15 protein-coding genes are annotated in these 17,922 nt (G+C 58.1%); 10 read left to right on the top strand and 5 right to left on the bottom strand.

Going from position 1 to position 17,922, the window contains the following annotated elements; genetic code table 11:
• The first annotated feature begins 206 nt into the window (after positions 1-206).
• A complete protein-coding gene (locus BGIM_RS54970) occupies positions 207-2,597 on the top strand; it encodes a G8 domain-containing protein (protein WP_020475196.1) in 2,391 nt (796 codons plus the stop codon).
• A 229-nt stretch (positions 2,598-2,826) separates the two neighbouring features.
• On the opposite strand, the gene BGIM_RS54965 is transcribed toward BGIM_RS54970, so the two are convergent.
• A complete protein-coding gene (locus tag BGIM_RS54965) occupies positions 2,827-3,153 on the bottom strand; it encodes a DUF3817 domain-containing protein (protein WP_202947381.1) in 327 nt (108 codons plus the stop codon).
• Positions 3,154-3,304: 151 nt separating this feature from the next.
• On the opposite strand from BGIM_RS54965, the gene BGIM_RS0139875 reads away from it, so the two are divergent.
• Positions 3,305-3,793 (top strand): cupin domain-containing protein, encoded by a 489-nt coding sequence (locus tag BGIM_RS0139875; protein ID WP_020475194.1) that lies wholly within the window; start codon positions 3,305-3,307, stop codon positions 3,791-3,793.
• Positions 3,794-4,003: 210 nt separating this feature from the next.
• Complete coding sequence (locus BGIM_RS59995; RefSeq protein ID WP_020475192.1) at positions 4,004-6,334, top strand: serine hydrolase; 2,331 nt, start codon at positions 4,004-4,006, stop codon at positions 6,332-6,334.
• Position 6,335: 1 nt separating this feature from the next.
• Here BGIM_RS59995 and BGIM_RS0139860 read toward each other — a convergent pair whose 3' ends face one another.
• Positions 6,336-7,451 (bottom strand): mandelate racemase/muconate lactonizing enzyme family protein, encoded by a 1,116-nt coding sequence (locus tag BGIM_RS0139860; RefSeq protein ID WP_020475191.1) that lies wholly within the window; start codon positions 7,449-7,451, stop codon positions 6,336-6,338.
• 88 nt (positions 7,452-7,539) lie between these two features.
• Positions 7,540-9,132: a carboxypeptidase-like regulatory domain-containing protein gene (locus tag BGIM_RS0139855; RefSeq protein WP_020475190.1), complete on the bottom strand. Its 1,593-nt coding sequence runs from the start codon at positions 9,130-9,132 to the stop codon at positions 7,540-7,542.
• Between the two features lie 138 nt (positions 9,133-9,270).
• Between BGIM_RS0139855 and BGIM_RS54960 the strand changes: the two genes are divergently transcribed.
• Genes BGIM_RS54960 through BGIM_RS0139830 form a run of 5 tightly spaced genes read left to right on the top strand, consistent with a single transcriptional unit; the run spans position 9,271 to position 15,421 of the window.
• Positions 9,271-10,614 (top strand): MFS transporter, encoded by a 1,344-nt coding sequence (locus tag BGIM_RS54960; RefSeq protein WP_020475189.1) that lies wholly within the window; start codon positions 9,271-9,273, stop codon positions 10,612-10,614.
• Positions 10,611-11,789: a galactonate dehydratase gene (gene dgoD / locus BGIM_RS0139845; RefSeq protein WP_020475188.1), complete on the top strand. Its 1,179-nt coding sequence runs from the start codon at positions 10,611-10,613 to the stop codon at positions 11,787-11,789. Before BGIM_RS54960 ends, dgoD begins: the two co-directional genes overlap by 4 nt.
• Position 11,790: 1 nt before the next feature.
• Positions 11,791-12,699, top strand: a complete 909-nt coding sequence (locus BGIM_RS0139840; protein WP_020475187.1) for a dihydrodipicolinate synthase family protein — start codon at positions 11,791-11,793, stop codon at positions 12,697-12,699.
• A gap of 39 nt (positions 12,700-12,738) precedes the next feature.
• Positions 12,739-13,995 carry an MFS transporter gene (locus BGIM_RS0139835; protein WP_020475186.1) on the top strand — a complete coding sequence of 419 codons (1,257 nt, stop codon included), beginning with the start codon at positions 12,739-12,741 and terminating at the stop codon, positions 13,993-13,995.
• Positions 13,976-15,421 carry a neutral/alkaline non-lysosomal ceramidase N-terminal domain-containing protein gene (locus tag BGIM_RS0139830; protein WP_202947380.1) on the top strand — a complete coding sequence of 482 codons (1,446 nt, stop codon included), beginning with the start codon at positions 13,976-13,978 and terminating at the stop codon, positions 15,419-15,421. The genes BGIM_RS0139835 and BGIM_RS0139830 overlap by 20 nt, the downstream gene beginning before the upstream one ends.
• A 2-nt stretch (positions 15,422-15,423) precedes the next feature.
• Here BGIM_RS0139830 and BGIM_RS0139825 read toward each other — a convergent pair whose 3' ends face one another.
• Positions 15,424-16,542 (bottom strand): mandelate racemase/muconate lactonizing enzyme family protein, encoded by a 1,119-nt coding sequence (locus BGIM_RS0139825; protein ID WP_020475184.1) that lies wholly within the window; start codon positions 16,540-16,542, stop codon positions 15,424-15,426.
• Positions 16,543-16,627: 85 nt separating this feature from the next.
• On the opposite strand from BGIM_RS0139825, the gene BGIM_RS0139820 reads away from it, so the two are divergent.
• A complete protein-coding gene (locus BGIM_RS0139820) occupies positions 16,628-16,855 on the top strand; it encodes a type II toxin-antitoxin system HicB family antitoxin (protein ID WP_020475183.1) in 228 nt (75 codons plus the stop codon).
• Complete coding sequence (locus BGIM_RS68510) at positions 16,852-17,013, top strand: type II toxin-antitoxin system HicA family toxin (RefSeq protein ID WP_020475182.1); 162 nt, start codon at positions 16,852-16,854, stop codon at positions 17,011-17,013. Before BGIM_RS0139820 ends, BGIM_RS68510 begins: the two co-directional genes overlap by 4 nt.
• Positions 17,014-17,028: 15 nt before the next feature.
• Here BGIM_RS68510 and BGIM_RS0139815 read toward each other — a convergent pair whose 3' ends face one another.
• Positions 17,029-17,910: a creatininase family protein gene (locus BGIM_RS0139815; protein WP_020475181.1), complete on the bottom strand. Its 882-nt coding sequence runs from the start codon at positions 17,908-17,910 to the stop codon at positions 17,029-17,031.
• Positions 17,911-17,922 lie beyond the last annotated feature (12 nt).

The following is a 17,922-nucleotide window of genomic DNA, read 5'->3' as shown; positions in this document are numbered from 1 at the left end:
TTTACGCGCTGACCAAGGTAATATCGCACAACGAAACATATCTTCTTGATCTCCCCTCTCGTTCCGTTTAGGATCATGCGCATACAAGGGAGCGACTCGACTTGGTGGCTCCCCTGTCCCGCCTTTGCCTTCCGCCGGGCCTGAAGTTCGGCCGATTTCCCACCCGCCGCCTGCCGAGTGTTTCCTTGCTCTCCTTGGGGTAAAACATGCGTTCACGCCATTCCGCATCTCTTCAACTTGTTCTCTCAGCCCTTGTGCTGTTGGGAGTCACTGCCGGATTTCTCCGGGCCGACGACGCCAAGTCCAAGCCGGATGATTTCTCCGGGGTGATTCGCAGTGTCAAGAATGGCCGCTGGTCCGAGGCGGCCACTTGGGAAAAGGGAGTTGTTCCCGGCGCCAATGCGAAGGTGCAGATTCGGCCGGGTCACACGGTCACTTACGATGTCAAATCCGATGAGGTCATTCGCGGCATCCATGTTGGCGGCACGCTGACGTTCGCCCGTGACAAGGACACGCTGTTGAATGTCGGTCTGATCCTCATCCAATCCGGCGAAAAATATGGGGAGAATGGCTTCGATTGCGACGCCCACGCGATGCTGGACGAATCCGATGGTCCCAAGCCGGTCTTGGAAGTCGGAACCGCCGGGGAACCGATTCCGGCCGGGCGAACGGCCGTCATCCGGCTGCATTACGTTCCCGGAATGGACAAACTGAGCGCTCCCGCCATCGTTAGCTGCGGCGGCCGGATGGACTTTCACGGCGCCCCGATGAACCGCACTTGGGTAAAACTCGGCGAAACCGCCAAAGTCCGCCAGAAGGACCTTGTGCTTGCCGAACCAGTAACCGGTTGGAAGGCGGGGGACAAGCTGATTATCACGGCGACGACCAAAGACCCCAACGAAGCCGGAAGCCGACGACCGGGCAAGCAAAACCGCAAGGTCTTCACCGAAGAACGCACGATCAAAGCGGTCGACGGCACCAAACTCACGCTCGACGAACCGTTGGAGTTCAACCATCTCGGAACCGGCGAATTCCGGGGCGAGGTTGCCAATCTGAGCCGAAATGTCGTCGTGGAATCGGCCGACCCAAAGACCGAACGCGGCCACACGATGTACCACAAAGGTTCGGCCGGTTCCATCAGCTATGCGGAGTTTCGCCATCTTGGCAAAGAAGGAGTGTTGGGCCGATATCCGCTCCACTTCCACTTGTGCAAGGAAACCATGCGGGGCAGTTCCGTCGTCGGGGCCTCGATTTGGGACAGCGGCAATCACTGGCTGACCGTCCACGGCACCAACTATCTCGTGGTCAAGGACACCATCGGTTATCAATGCGTCGGGCACGGCTTCTTCATGGAGGACGGCACCGAGATTGACAATGTGTTTGACCGCAATCTGGCGGTGCAGGCTTTCGCCGGGAAGCCGTTGCCCAAGCAGGCGCTTCCCTTTGACGAGAACAACGGGGCCGGCTATTGGTGGCCGAACAGTTTGAACACGTTCACCCGAAACGTCTCTTGTGAAAACGACCGCTACGGCTATCGCTTCGAGGCCACCAAGACGAGCCAACTGGCCATGACCTTCCCGATTCGCCAGCCGGACGGATCAAAGAAGACAGTGGACATCCGCACGCTGCCGTTCGTCCGCTTCGAGGACAACGAGGCCCATTGCGATGGCCTGTATGGCATCAACATTGGCGAGGGCGTGAATCGTGTCGGCCCGGACATGAAGCATCCGTTTGTGCTTCGCCGCACCAAGATTTGGGCAATTCATTATGCTTTCCGCGTGCAATCTCCTTGTGTGATGGTGGAGGATATGGTGATTGATCGTTCCACTTATGGCGTGTATCACCCGAATTACGATCATCATGTCTATCGCAATCTGACGATCAACGGCGATGGCTCGGAACCGTTCAATCGCGGCCACGACGACATCAGCGCCCAATATGGCCCGCTGACGGTGGACGGACTGACGTTTACCAATGTTAAGGGTTACAAGAACTCCCTGCCGCTGATTCAAATGACCGACGACAACCCGACTGGTCTGGCCGTGGCCCATTTCCGCAACGTCCGCGAGATGAACCGACAAAAGGGAAGCCAGCGCCCGATGCTCGACATGGGGGGCGGGGCGCAAGTGGCCCCGACGACTTCCACGGGCGTGCCTGTTTATCTGCACGATTACCCAGGAACTGGCAAACAGGCCAAAGTGATGCTGGCCAATGCCAAAGATTTCGGAGCCGACGGCCTCAAGTATCACAGCGACGCGATGCTGGCCGGACAGGAGGCCCGTGTCACAGACGTGCAAAACATCGAGTTCCCGAAACTGCTCGACCCGACGGACGATCTTCCGCCGACGACGGTCATCACGTATACGCAAATAAAAGACGGTAAACTCCTCGTCCGGGGCACGACCTCCGACAACGGCCCGGTGAAAAAGGTGACGGTCAACGGCAAAGAAGTGAAGGCAAGCAGCGCTAACTTCGCCGAGTGGGAAATTGTCCTGGACGATGTCAAACCCGGCAGCGTAAAGCTGACCGCCACCGCCGAGGATGCGGCCGAGAACGTGGAAAAAACGCCGCATGTGGTGACAGTGGCGGTGCGGTAATTTGAGTCACATGTGCTGTAAATCGCAAGGAGTGGTGAGTTGGCGGACACAAGAAATGACCAGACAACAATCCTCGTTCATCGAATTGTGTCCCGTTTGTACGTCAAAACCCAAGCTCACTCCAAATCCCGTTGCATTTGCTCAGGATGCGACATTTTCAACACGTTTAATCGGCCGCTTCTGGCGGGCGAACAAACGCAAAACGATCGCGAGCGGCTTTTTCAACTGGCTATGCCGACGGGCCTGTTCCTTCTGAAACAGGGGCGGGGGTTTCTTGCCGGATTACCCAAGCGTCAAAGACAAACGGGCCGAAAGGCAGGATGGATGCCACAAAGGCGAGGGCCATTTTGAGGAAGCCACCGCGAAGCGATTTCAACGCGATTACGGCGGCGAGAAGGTAGAGAATCCACAGCCCTCCGTGGATCGGTCCGACGATCTCGACTCCCAAGGGCTGGCCGGCCGCATATTTGAGCGGCATGGCCACGCCGAGCAACAACAGGAAGGACGCTCCTTCGCAATAGCCCACGAGCCGCATGATTCGCAATGATTTGGACACCAGAACCGCCTCCGCATGATTGACGCATGTTTTCGACCGACCTTGGAAGTTTAACCGAAGGCTGGCCGGTCGCATCACGAAAATTGTTCGGTGGATTCTTTGCTCCTCCGCTTGATGATTTTCCGTATCACGTCGTCAGGAGGCATCAAAAATGAGCAACACACAATCCGCTTATCTGAGGAAACCCGGCGAGGGGCGAGTGGTCGGCGTGGTCGGCGACGTGTATCGGTTTCTGGCCACGGGGGAAGAAACCGACGGGCGATATGCCCAATGGGAGGCGATTGTCCCGCCGGGTGGCGGGCCGCCGCCGCACATTCACAGCCGTGAGGAAGAATGCTTTTTCATCCTCGAAGGGGAAATCACCTTTCGGGCGGATGGCGAAACACATGTGGCGGGAGCCGGGATGTTCGCCCATATGCCGGTGGGGACGTTGCACTCGTTCCGCAACGAATCGCAACAACCGGCCCGGATGTTGATTTCCGTCATCCCGGCCGGATTGGAAAACATGTTTTTTGAAGTCGGCCGGACTCTTCCTGCTGGTGAACGAACCACCCTTCCGCCGACGAAGGAAGAGATCGAAAAAATGCTGGCCGCTGCCCCGCGATATGGGATTGAAATCAAGATTCCCGATCACCACTGACGGCTTGCAATTACTTCACGTCGCTTTTAAGCATCCGCTCGCAGGCTTCATTGGCCTTCCGCACGGGATCACTTCCACATCCGATCAGCATCCCCGCCATGAAAAGAGGGCGGATCGCAAAAATCACTTCCGGGCCGATCTTCCGTATGATCCCCACCAACAAGGTGATTTTTCGGAACGGCTGAACTCAGTGGTAACAGGGGAAGACAGATGACCCGCTTATGTTTGCTGGCCGCATTAACGGTGATGGCGGTTTGCCCCGTCACCCGCGGGCAAGAATCTGTTCAAGCCGAGAAAAAATATGCGGATGTGATCCGCTCGCTCGAACCGTTCATCATAGCCGAGATGAAGGCCAAGGATGCCCCCGGCCTCTCCATTGCCATTGTTGATGGCGACAGAATCGTGTGGGCCAGGGGATTTGGCGAATCAAGCTTGGAGAAGAAGAAACCCGCAACGGCGGAGACCCAGTATCCGCTTGGCTCCGTGTCGAAACTCTTCACCGCCCTTCTGGCTTTGCAACTCGCGCGAGATGGCAAGCTTGATCTCGATGCCCCGGTGACCAAGTATTTGGCTGACTTCAAGCCGAAGAACTCCTTCAACACTCCCGTGAAAATTCGCCACCTGTTGGCCCATTGCTCCGGAATTGTTCGCGAACCCCCGGTTGGGAATTGCTTTTTTCCCGGCAAAGCCACCCGGGCCGAGTTGGTCGCCAGCCTCAACGACACGGAGTTGATTCATCAACCGGGAACACAATACAAGTATTCAAACGCGGCCTTCGCCCTGGCGGGTCATCTGATCGAAACGGCGGACAAGAAATCATTTGAGGATGTCGCGGAAACCCGGATTTTCCAGCCGTTGGGGATGACTCACACCTCGTTTCGGCTGACAGACCCCGTCCGGTCCAAGCTTGCCGTCGGACAGGGATGGACCCGTTATGGGAAGACGTTCCCCTGGCCAACCCACGACTATTTGGCCCTTGGCCCGGCCGGGGGGCTTCATTCGTCGGTTCTGGACATCGGGAAGTTCATTCCGGCGCTGTATTCCTCCGGAAAACCGTTTCATCCGGATGATTTGAAAACGGCGTTCACGCCGCAGTTTCCCGGTGTCAAGGCCGAACGAACATACGGGATCGGCTTCATGCTTTCCGAGTTTCAGGGCAAGAAGAAGGTCAGTCATGGCGGGGCGGTCAACGGCTGCGCCACCGAGTTCGCCGTGCTGCCCGAAGAACAACTCGGCGTGATCGTCTGTGCGAACCTCGATTCCGCCAACATGCTGACTCGCCGCATTGCGGATGCAACCCTCGGGCAAATGCTCGCATTGAAGGCCGGCCAACCCCTTTCATTGCTGCGAACAACGGCTTCCCTCCCGGCGGGAGCCGCCAGGAAACTCGACGGCCGTTACCAATCAGGAGACAAGCAAGTTGAAGTGATGACAGGGGGCGACCGGGCATGGCTGATCCCGTCCGGTGGCGGAACGCTCAAGGAAATCCGGTCCTTCGAGGAGTCGTTCATCACAGATGACGCACTCTCTTATGGAACAAAGATCGGGCTGAATGGAGGCAACCTCAAGATTGATGGCAAGACATACGAGCGAATGGAAATCACCAACCCGCAACCTGCCCCGGATCGATGGCAGGGATTGATCGGCGAATACGGAACCGATTCAAATGTGCTGTTCGTATTGGAAAAAGACGGCCAATTACATCTGTTGATCGAATGGTTTTATCTGTGCCCGCTGACCGAAGAAGGCCCGGATCAATTCCGGCTGTCCAAATCCGGTTTGTATCCGGGGGAAGCCGTTGTTTTCCATCGCAAGCCCGGCGGCAAGGCCACGGCCGTGACGGCGGCCGCGATGAAATTTGATCGGCGTCAACTCGATGGCGAAGACGGGGCGACGTTCAAGATCAAACCCAATCGCTCAATTGACGACATCCGCAAAGAGGCTTTCAAGGCAACACCGCCGGTGGAGAAAGGGGAATTCCGCAAGCCGGATTTGGTGGATCTGGCAACGGTTGATCCTGCCTTCAAGTTCGACATCCGCTACGCCACCGACAACAATTTCATGAGCACCCCGCTCTACTCCTCGGCCAAAGCTTTTGTTCAAAGGCCGGCGGCCGAGGCTTTAAAAAAGGCCAACAAGAAATTGGCCGAGCATGGTTACGGGATTCTGTTTTTTGATTGTTACCGGCCGTGGCACATCACGAAAATGTTCTGGGAAGCCACCCCGGAGAATCAGCGGATCTTTGTCGCGGACCCGTCCAAGGGGTCGCGGCACAACCGGGGTTGCGCGACCGACATCACGCTTTACGATTTGAAGACGGGCAAGCCGGTCGAGATGGTCAGCGGGTTCGACGAGTTCTCCGACCGATCGTACCCGGATTACATGGGCGGAACGAGTTTGCAGCGATGGCATCGCAAACTGCTGCGGGACACGATGGAATCGGAGGGCTTCACCGTTTACGAAGCCGAATGGTGGCATTACGACTTCGGTGAATGGCGAAAATACCCGATCCTCAATGATCGGTATGAAGACCTGAAATAAATCAGCCAACCCGCCAACGGGCGACGGCTTCTTCATCAAGTTCAACCCCGAGACCGGGGCCGGTCGGGACAATCGCATAAGGCGGGCCGAGGTCCAGCGGTTGGGTGATGACTTCTCCGGCATGATAAAACGGCCCGATGGTGTCGGCCGGGAAGGTGTCGCAATCCACTTCCGGGAACGCGGCGGCCACATGAAGCATCGCAGCCGTGCCGATGCCGAGTTCAAGGTTGCTGCCAATCGTGCAGCGAATCCCGGCCGCTTTCGCCACGGCAACGATCTCGGCCGTGGCGGCAATCCCCCCGTGTTTGCCGGGATAAATGCTGAGGATGTCGGCAGCCCGGTGCTGGGTCAATTGCCAAGCATCTTGCAGCGTGAAAACACTTTCATCGGCCATGATCGGAGCGGGAGTATCCCGGCGAAGCTCGGCCATCGCCACAAAATCACCGGGGGGAATCGGTTGCTCGGCCAGCAGCAAGTTCACATCAGCCAGTTGACGCAGGCAATACTTCGCCTGCTGGATCGTCCAGCCACAATTGGCGTCGATGGTGACGGGGATATCCGGCCCGGCCACCTCGCGGACCGCCCGCACACGAGCCACATCCGTCACCGGATCGAGACCGACTTTTACCTTCACACAGGTCACGCCAAGTTTCAGATGTTGCTCGGCCATCAGCCGTGAACCCGGCACATCCCGCGCCCAGACAACCAACTTGATGCGAACCTTGTCGCGGACTTTCCCACCCAGCAGTTGATAGACAGGTACTCCCGCCGATTTCCCGGCGATGTCCCAGAGGGCCATCTCGACGGCCGATTTGGTGAACGGGTTGAGCTTGATAATAAAGTCCATCGCCTGCCGGGCGGCGGTGATGTCTCGCGGGTCTTTGCCGATCAATTGCGGGGCGATGTAATCGCGGATCACGGCCACCGTGCCCGCTTGGGTTTCACCGGACCACAGGCCAGAGATGGTCGCCTCGCCCAACCCGACGAATCCAGCATCCGTGTGGACCTTTACCAACACATACGGAGAAACGGCATGTTCGCCGTGGGCCGTTTTGGCGGTCATGCCTTTCTTCAATGGCACACTGACGGGAATTGGTTCGATTCGGGTAATCTTCACTTCAAAACTCCTCGGAGACGGCAACACAAATGAGTGGATGCAAGAACAGGGAGAGGAGAGTTCGATAGACTTCGACGGCGGGCAACGATCATTCCAAAAATCGATTCAGCACGTTCTTCGTGATTCGAGAGACGTGATCGTCCACTGGCAGCGAGGCAACATAATTGATCGACCCCACGGAGAACACTTTTCCCCCGGAAGGGGTATCGAAGATAATCATGTCCGCCCCTCCATCATCCGGGTTCAATCCTTTGGCGAGGAAATGCACGTTCTTGGGTGAGGACGGGGAAACCTTGTCCGTCTCGTGGCCGGACGCCCCGCCGGGGCAGCGCATGTGCAGAGATTTTTCCCCGAAAATGTCTCCGGTTTTCAGGCTAGTGCCGGCGTATATCCAATGGCTGCCATCAACCACGCGGTAGGGAGCGCCGGTCATCGCCCCGGCCATTGTGAACACCACACCGATCAGATTGGCTTCCGATTCATGTCGGATCGCGTAGCGACTGTCGTGGCCCCCCAATCCCTCGACGGTCAGGCCGGTGATCTTGCCGTTGTGACAAACCATCGAGCCATCGGGCTGGAATTCCACTTCGCAATTCAGGCCATTGCCGCCGAGATAAACGAGTCTCCCCTGCCCATCGAAAACCCATTTTTTCAGCCGTTCATACATCCGCCGAGTCCAGTATTCCGGGTGAACAGCCGTCACCAACACCTTGTAAGCGGTAAGATCGAGCGTGCCATCGTCGATTTGTGTTTCGGCGTAGTAATCGTACTCAATGTTTTCCTGTTCGAGCCAGCCAAGCAACCGCCACTCGGTCGGGGCGAGGTGACAGGCTTGTCGTCCTTCGATGGGATCGGTGATCCGCTCGGCGAAGTCGATGTGATTGAATGGCTCGGGCCGGTCAAACGACAGGGGCGGGTATTCATCCGCATGCCAGGTGAAGAACCCGGAATCGGAATACCTCTTCAACTCGGAACGAGCGTTGACGGTCGGCGTCGCGGGAAGACCATCGGCATGAATGTAATTGCTGCGGCCGCCGAAACTGTTGTAAGCGTTCCAAGTGAGATTCGAGGCCAGCACGGCCATTGAGGCTGTTGGCTTGGACGGGGCGACGATCCACGGAAACGCGAATTGTTTCCCTGAAGCGGTGGAGGCTCGAAAATAGTAAAGCCCGCTTCGCTCCGGGGCGGTGACATGCTGCGAGTGGACGGAATTCGCATATCCGACCTTGTTCCACTCAACCCCGGTTTGGGAATAATCGCCGTCCGGCGTCACCTGCATGACCGCCCTTGGGGCGTGTTCGTCGTGCCAGCCGAGCGAGCGGACAAACTCCGGTTCCCGGCCGTATCGCCACAGTTCGAGCTTGTAGGCTTCGACCGAGTGAACGCGAAATTCCGACTGTTCGCCAGATCGAACCTGCTTCGGCCAGGCATAGCCGTTCAGCGAATCGGAAAGAAGCCGAAATTGATGAGGAGATGTAGCAGGGACACTCAACTCACTGAACTTGGCCCCGAAACCCGGCTTTTGGATGACCACCCGATATTGGCCGGGCGGCAACTCCAAGTGAACCGCCCCGGACGCCCGCGAGCGGGTTTCCCAAGATTCTCCGGCCAGGTTGATGAACTCAAGCAAAGCGTCGGGAATCGCGGAATACCGTTCATCGCTGACGTACCCAAGCAACATCTTTTCCCTCCGTTCCCGCGGCCGATGCGACATTACACCAGATGAAAGTACAGAACGCGAGCAGAATCTGATTTCAGTTCGTGACACGCTTCACAACACCCCGTAGACTGTGGCAGTCCTCTCCCGCAGGACTGACACATGAACGCTGATCGCATCGATTACGATGATGAGCCGAGCCGCCCCACGCGAGCCCGGTTTGTCCTCGCCCTCTGGCTCTGCGGGCTTTCCGCCGTGCTTTATCTTGATCGCATTTGCATGTCGCAGGCATCAGTCCCAATCCAAGAGGAGTTGGGACTGAACAAAACGCAAATGAGCTATGTCTTGATGGCATTCTCGCTTGCCTACGGATTGTGCGAGGTGCCAACGGGGCGAATGGGAGATCGGTTTGGTTCAAGATCCGTGCTGACCCGCATCGTGATCTGGTGGTCGATTTTCACAGGCCTAACGGGGGCCTGCTCTGGCTTGCTCACTTTAATGATCGTGCGGTTCTTGTTCGGGGCCGGCGAAGCGGGAGCGCTTCCGAATGCGGCCCGCGTGATCGCCCGCTGGTATCCGGTCCATGAGCGAGGAAGGGTGCAGGGGCTGATGCTGGCCGCCGCTCAGTTCGGGGCGGTTCTGGCTCCCGTGGGGGCAGGGTTTCTTATTGAGTGCCTTGGTTGGAAATGGTCCTTCGGCGTGTTTGGTCTGGTGGGGGTTGTTTGGGCCATCGGGTTTTGGTGGTGGTTTCGGGACGACCCGGCTGAACACTCGGGTGTGAACGCCGCCGAATTGGCCGTGATCCATGCTGATCTGCCCCCGCGAACACTTGAGCCGGGGCCAGTGCCTTGGGCGCGGGTCTTTTCCAATCGTGGCATTCTCGTTCTCGGTCTCATCATGATTCTGGGTGCGTTTTACACCTATTTCTTCTACTCTTGGTTCTCGAATTATCTCCGAGATGCCCGTGGCATGAGCAATATGAGGGCTGGAGCACTGGTTTCCATCGTGTTGGCCGGCTCGGCGGTCGGGATGCTCTTCGGTGGCTGGCTGGCCGATCAGATTCCCAAATGGTCCTCGAATCCGATCGACGCGAGACGTTATCTCGGAGTGGTGTGCTACTTGGTGGCGTCCGGCAGCTTGTTCTTGGGCATTCGTTGCGATGATTCAATGGCTCTCGCCGTGTTGTGGGGAGTGTCGTTTTGCTCCATGCATATTACCCTGCCGAATTGGTGGTCGGTTGCCATCCCACAGTGTGGGCGTCATGTTGGAGCCTTGTTCGGGTTGATGAATGGCGTTGGCGTTATCGGGGCGATGGCATCCCAATTATTCGCCGGGGTATTTGCCGATTTACGGGAGAAGGCCGGGTATTCCGGGCGAGAACGATGGGACCCCATGTTTGATGTGTATTGCATTGGTCTGGTTCTCTCGGCCGTGGCGTGGTGGTGTTACCGATATCGCCCCTTGGAACCCGAAATCACTTCAATCCCTGCGGGAGAATCAGCGTGAAGATCGTCCGAGTTGAGACGCATGTTTGCCATGCCCGGATGCGGAATTGGGTGTTTGTCAAAGTCATCACCGACCAAGACGGGTTGTTCGGTTGGGGTGAGGCGACGCTGGAATGGCATACTCGGGCCGTTGTCGGTGCGGTGGAAGATATCGCGGAATTGATCGTCGGCGAAGACCCCACGCGGATCGAGCATCTCTGGCAGATGATGTATCGCCAGCATTTCTGGCACGGACACGGCATCATTCGGGCAACCGCCATCGCGGGCATTGACCTTGCCCTTTGGGACATCCTCGGCAAAGTAGCCGGAATGCCCTGCTCGAAACTGTGGGGCGGGCCGGTTCGGGATCATGTCCGCACATATTGCCATCTCGGCGGAGGGAAGTTAGAAGACTTCTATGAAACCGCTTCCGATGATGCGAAACGATTTGCGGATTTGGCCCGAATGGCCGTGGCCGACGGGTTCACGGCGTTCAAGTCAATGGCCGTGCCGCCGACGCTGCCACTGGAGGGGTTGAAGGCGATCAAGACAGCCGAAGCATGCGTGGCCGCGATGCGGGAAGCCGTGGGGGATGGCATCGACATCATGGTCGATTGTCACGCCCGGCCGTCTCCGGCGATGGGATTGCAATTTGCAAAAATCCTCGAACCATTTGGCCTTTATTTCCTCGAAGAACCCTGCTGGCCGGAAAGTGTGGACGGGTTGGCCGTCATCAACCGGGCGGTTGCCACACCGATTGCCACCGGCGAACGGGTGACCAATCTTGCGGCTTTCAAAGACTTGTTCAACGCCCGAGCCTGTGAAGTCTGCCAGGTGGACATCACGCATTGCGGCGGCTTGTCCGAAGCCCGCCGGATCGCGGCATTGGCCGAGGCCCACCGGATTGCGCTGGCTCCGCACAACCCACAGGGGCCGGTCAGCACGGCCGCCAGTTTGGAATTTGGATTCTCGCAACCGAGCTACATCATCTGCGAAACCGTTCACGCCGATGTGCCTTGGCGGCAGGATGTGGTACAAGAGGGATTCGTCGTCGAATCAAAGGGCCGGATTGTCCGGCCGAACACCAAGCCCGGATTGGGAATCACGATCAACGAAGCGGAAGTGAAGAAACATCCGTTCAAACAGGAGTTGCCGCAGCGGGTGTTCTATGCCGATGGCAGCGTGGGGGACTGGTGAGATGAAAAAAGATCTTTCAGGTGTGCTGGCGATCACCCACACGCCGTTCACCGATGACGACGAGATTGACGCAATCTCTTTGAAACGGTCCATCGACTGGGCCTTTGCCGTCGGCGCCAACGGAATCGGCACCGGCATGGTGTCCGAAACACTGAAGCTCACCAGCGACGAGCGGATGGCCCTGGCAAAGATGCTGGTGGAATTCGCCGCCGGTCGCGGGCCGGTGTTCTCGGCGGTCGGGGCGGAAAGCACGAAGCAAACCCTTCAATTTGCCGTCGCCGCCGAGAAAGCCGGGTGTGATGCCGTCATGGTCGTGCCGCCGTTGACGGGCAAATTGACCGAGCTTCTGTTGGTGGATCATTTCCGGGCCATCGCCGACGGGATTTCGATTCCCATCATCGTGCAGGATGCCTCCGGCTATGTCGGCCAGTCGATCCCGATCAACGTCTGCGTTCGCTTGCTGGAACACTACGGCCCGGACAAAGTGTTGTTCAAACCGGAGGCCGCTCCCAACGGGCCGACGTTGTCGGCCTTGCGAGATGCCACGGGCGGCGGGGCGAAGATGTTCGAGGGTTCGGGCGGCGTCTTCCTGATTGACAGTTACCGCCGGGGAATCACCGGCACGATGCCCGGCATGGATTTGCTGGACGGCGTGGTGGCCCTGTGGAAAGCCCTTCAACGTGGTGACGAAGAAACCGCTTATCGCGTTTACTTTCCCATCTGCGCCATCGTCGCCTTGGAACTTCAGGCCGGGCTTGATGGTTTCCTCGCCGTCGAAAAATACCTGATGCGAAAACGCGGCCTGTTTCCCACCGTGACGCGACGCAAGCCTTATGGCTGGGAACTCGATGCCGAAACCGCCGCCGAAATTGACCGCCTTTACGACCGTCTGCAAGCCGCGCTGAACTGATCGCCTGACGACCTCTCCTCGTTAACCCGGTTACCTGTGATGCGATACATCGTTCTCGGCTTCCTCTGCGCCGCCACTGTGATCGCATACGTCCAGCGACTGGCTTTGTCGGCCCCGACGAAGATGATCGAGGCCGAATTGGATATCACCACGAAGCAAATGGGCATCGTGATGGCTGTCTGGTATTGGAGCTACGCCCTCATGCAACTTCCCTCCGGTTGGCTGGCCGACCGGTTGGGAAGTCGATTAGGTTTGGTATTCTTTGCCACCATTTGGTCGATGCTCACGGCCGCCACCGGGTTGGCCACCGGATTCACGGGGCTTTTGATGGTGTGGGGGTTGATGGGCTGCGCCCAGGCGGGACTGTTTCCGTGTGCGACCAAAGCCATCGGCGCCACGTTTCCCAAGGAAAACCAAGCCTCGGCATCCGGCGGATTGTCGGCGTGCATGGCGATGGGGTCGGCAATTTCGCATCGACTATCCGGCAGCCTTCTTGGAATCTGCTCTTGGCGGCAAATTCTGACAATCTACACGTTACCCGGATTATGCTGGACTTTCCTGTTTGCGGTTTTTGCCCCTCGGTGGAAGGAGCGAACCACGGAAGCCGAACCAGAGGAGAAAGGTCCAAACACTCCCTCATCACATTGGTTGAAATTGGCCACCGACTCTCAAATGCTAATCATTTGCGGACAGCAATTTTTCCGGGCTTCAGCCGTAGCTCTGTTTTACACATGGTTGCCCAGATACCTCCGCGAAATACACGGGCTCAGTGAAGAACGTGCCGGCGAACTTGCTTCTTGGCCGCCAATATGCGGTATCTTTGGCGGCATCCTCGGCGGGATGCTGTCCGATCGTCTGCTGAAGATCACGGGTAATTCCCGGCTAAGTCGTCAGGGGATGGCTGCATTTCTGACGGTCATTTGCGCCTCCCTTGGGCTGGCCGCTTATTTGGTGACCGACACCGGGATTGTCATCGTGCTGTTATGTGGCATCGCTTTCGGGGCGATGGCAAGCGGCGTCAGCGGCTATACCGTGGCCATCGGTTACGGCGGCAACCGGGTGGCCACGGTGTTTGCCACCATGAACATGAGCGGAAACATCGGCGCCGGTTTGTTCCCGTTTGTCGTGGGCTGGCTGGTCGGCCGATACGGGGACTGGAACATCGCCATGTTGGTGTTCGCCTCGCTCTTTGCCGCCAGCGCTGTTTGCTGGATTTTCCTAAACCCGAAGGGGACGCTCTTCGGAGATGTCAGTCCGACCAAGCCAATCGAGGAAGATGATGACGACAAGGGTTGAAACTCCGCAAAGCCAGAGTCGGGTCGGTTTTGCCCGAGCCGACATCACCCCGCCGGTCGGCAGCTACCATCGGATGTGGGGGGCCGCCATGCACGAGCGGTCAACCGGCATCCACCGGCCGCTATTGGCGACGGCCCTCTGGCTGGAGGCCCTTGATGGTTCCGGCAGACAGTTAATCCTTGGCCTCGACCATTGCTTGCTTGACCGATCCGAGTTCGAGCGAATCCGCAAGCATGTCGGCGAGGCGGCCGGAATCCCGGCCAGTGATGTTCATGTGTCGATGTCGCACACGCACGGTTCCGCGTGGATGTCCCGCTCCCGCTCCCATTTGCCGGGCGGCGATCTCATCGCCCCGTATCTCGACGCGATGACGGAGACTTGTGGCCGAATCGCCATAGAGGCATCCACGGCGGCCCGTCCGGCGACGATTGTGTACGGCACCTCCCGTTGCTCGCTGGCCACGCATCGCGATCTCCAAGACTTGGTTACCAATCAAATTGTGGTGGGTTTCAATCCCGATGGATTCGCCGACGATACTGTCTTGGTGGGCAAGGCCATCGCCGAAGACGGCCGGGTTCTTGGCACGGTGGTGAACTACGCCTGCCATCCAACGACGCTGGCATGGGAAAACACGCTCATCAGCCCGGATTATATCGGAGCCATGCGAGAGGTGATCGAGGGACACACCCATTCGCCCTGCTTGTTTCTCCAAGGCTCATCCGGGGAATTGGGGCCGAAGGAAGGATTTGTCGGCGACCCGGCGATTGCGGATCGCAACGGGCGGCAACTCGGTTTTGCGGCCCTCTCCGGGTTGGAGGCGTTGCCCCAACCCGGCACGCATTTTGAATACGCCGGGCCGGTGATTTCCGGGGCCATTCTCGGGCCTTGGCGGCACCGGCCGATGACATCAGAATTTGCGGAACAATCCCGGCGCTGGCAGTCCAAGGTCTTCACTGTTCACATGCACTATCGCATGGAATTGGCCACAGAAGCCGAGACTCGGGCTGAACTGACTGAATGGGAAAAACGCGAAACGGATGCTCGGGCTGCGAACGACATGCAACGGGTAAGCGATTGCCGGGCGAAGGCCGAGCAGATGACGCGGCAACTGGTGCGTCTCGCCGCCCTGCCCGCCGGCAAGGCATATCCGTTTGTCGTGTCCGTCTCGCGGATCGGGCATTCATTGTGGGTATTCACGCCCGGCGAACTGTATCAGGAGTTTCAGATCACCTTGCGAAAACGATTCCCGCAATTTGCGGTGGTCGTATCGACCATCACTGACGATTGGCAGCCGGGTTACGTTCCCCCGGCCGCGTCGTATGGGTACGGAATCTATCAGGAAATCATCGCCGCCACCGCCGCCGGGAGTTTTGAATCGCTGACTCAAAACGTGTGCCGGGAGATCGAACGACTTCTGGCGGGATGAGGTCAGCCGCCGCCGAATCGCTTCATGGCTTCGGGGTTCAGTTCGATCCCGAGGCCGGGTTTGTCGGGGAGTGTCAACAACCCGTCGGCATCCGGCCGAAACGGCGTCTTGATTAATTCATCCATGTATGGCGACGGTGTGAGGAACTCGACATACTTCGCCACCGGCATTGCACAGGCCAGATGAATATCGGCGGCCAAGCCAATGGCCGTGTTCCACCCGTGCGGCACCCATTGCACATTGTGTTCGTAAGCCATCCAGGCGATTCGCCAAGCCTCCGTCAGCCCGCCGCATTTGGTGCAATCCGGCTGGACGACATCGACGCATTTCTGATCGAAAAGCGGCCAAAAACTTTGTCGGCGTGTCAACACTTCCCCGGTGGCGATGGGAACCGGCGAATGTCGGCGAAGCTCGGCAAACCCGGCGAAATCATCCGGGGGAAGCGCTTCTTCAAACCATGTCACATCGTACTTGGCCAGCATGTGGGCCGTGCGAATCGCCCATTTGTACCCATGCGGCCAAAACGCCTCGCTCCCTCCGGCGTCCACCATGAGTTCCACATCCGGCCCGACCGTTTCGCGGGCCGTGCGAACCAGTTCCTCGTCGGTTTTCGCATCTCGTCGGCCAAACGGCTTCCATCCAAGCTTGATGGCCTTGAACCCTCGGGCAACCGCTTGTTGCAACTTCTCCCGAAGCGGGTCCACCTCCGCAAACAAGAGTGAGCCATACGGCTTGATCTTGTTGCGATACAGACCGCCGAGCAACCGGGCGACCGGCTGATTGGCCGACTTGCCGAACAAGTCCCACAAGGCGATATCGATGCCGCTGATGGCGTGTTCCACCGAACCGCCACGCCCCTGCCAGAACATATGCTGGCGAAGTTTCTCGCTCACTCTCGCCGGCTCATCGGCCCGTTCGCCAAGCAAAAGCGGCTTGAGCAGTTTGGCCGACGCCGCCACGAGCGCGCTGCTCGTGAACGTGCTGCCAACACCGACCAAGCCCGTGTCCGTGATGACCTCAACAACGGTGTGAACATCATCCTCGGGGGTCAGTTCCTTGGCCCAGCCTCCCTCGACAGTTCCACCGGAAAGCCCCGTGAGACGGACATCAACAATCTTCATGGCGTAGTCTCCATGTCTTGTGGCGTGATAGAATAAACAGGGACTCGAACAAACCAAACATATGGGCTGCTCTTCGGAGAATCACATGGCCAAGAAGGCGAAGGGATTCACGGTGACGGATGGAAAGCTGGTGTTGCTTCTTGAACCGGCCGAAGAAGGCGGGTATGTGGTCACATCCCCGTTCAATCCCGACGTTCTCACCCAAGCCGACACTTTGGAAGAGGCTTTTGAGAACGCCCGCGATGTGATCGCGTTGTTCGCAGCGGATCGGAAGGCCGAGCTGAGCAAAAAGAACAAGGCTGCCTCGCGATGAACCGTCGTGAGTTTGAAGAACATCTTCGATCCCACGGATGTCAGTTGCATCGGCACGGATCAAAACATGATCTGTGGTTGAACCCGTCCAACGGCGCAAAATCTCCGGTCCCCCGACACCGCACGCTGAAGAAACCCCTGATCCGCGGGATTTGCTGACAACTCGATATTCCATTACCTGCCGGAATCTGACGGCCGTTGTCCCCACGGGATCGGAATCGTCGGCGGTTTCCGGTGAAAGTCCCGGCGAACATCTTTCGGCCGATCCTTCCACCATGTCACGAATCGCACCAGTTGCTTCACCGCTTCTTCGTAGGCTTGCCGACCTTTTTCGGGAGTGGCGAGTTCCGCATCTCCCAAGACGCCGGTGTCGGAGTAACTGCTTGTCCAAGACACCGTGGTCGCCGGGCCGGCGCCGAAGAGATCGACCCAGTTGAACGGGCTGTCCTCGTTATTGAAACTGATCGTCCCGCTCTTGATAAGGTCTTTGCGGACGTTGTCGCCGTCGAGATACAAATACAGGCTCGTTTCCAATTCGCAGGCATGGGAACAGCCGCCGGGGAACTTGCTTTGCCGCCACTTCGGCAAGAAAGTCTTGTCCACGGTCAGCAGATTCCACCAAGCGACCACGGAACATTCCGCGTCTGTTTCCACATTCGTCCGGCGCGAGACGAGGTCCAGGTTCGGCATGTTGGACCCATGCCCGTTGAGCAGGATGATCTTCTTGAATCCGTGGTAAGCCAGCGACTTGGTGATGTCGAGCACATGGTGCATGAAATGCTCGAAGTCTTGATTGATCGTGCCGGGAAAGTCCATGACATGCCCGGTGTAGCCATACGCCACCACCGGCAACACGAGCATCTTGTCCGCGATCTCACGCCCTGCCCCGGTGGCGACGCCAACCGGGCAGACGAGGTCAACATCCAACGGCAAATGCGGACCGTGTTGTTCGACCGCGCCGCAAGGAATGATGCACACCTTGCCAAGATCAACGGCGTCGTTGATCTCCGGCCACGTCAGCTTTTCGTACCGATACTCGGTCTTCGCGCGACTCATGACTTGTCTCCG

The sequence above is a fragment of the Zavarzinella formosa DSM 19928 genome, assembly GCF_000255705.1.
In the GTDB taxonomy this organism is placed as follows: Bacteria; Planctomycetota; Planctomycetia; order Gemmatales; family Gemmataceae; genus Zavarzinella; species Zavarzinella formosa.
The sequence above is the reverse complement of the archived record's forward strand: the minus strand, read 5'-3'. Positions and strand labels throughout refer to the sequence as shown.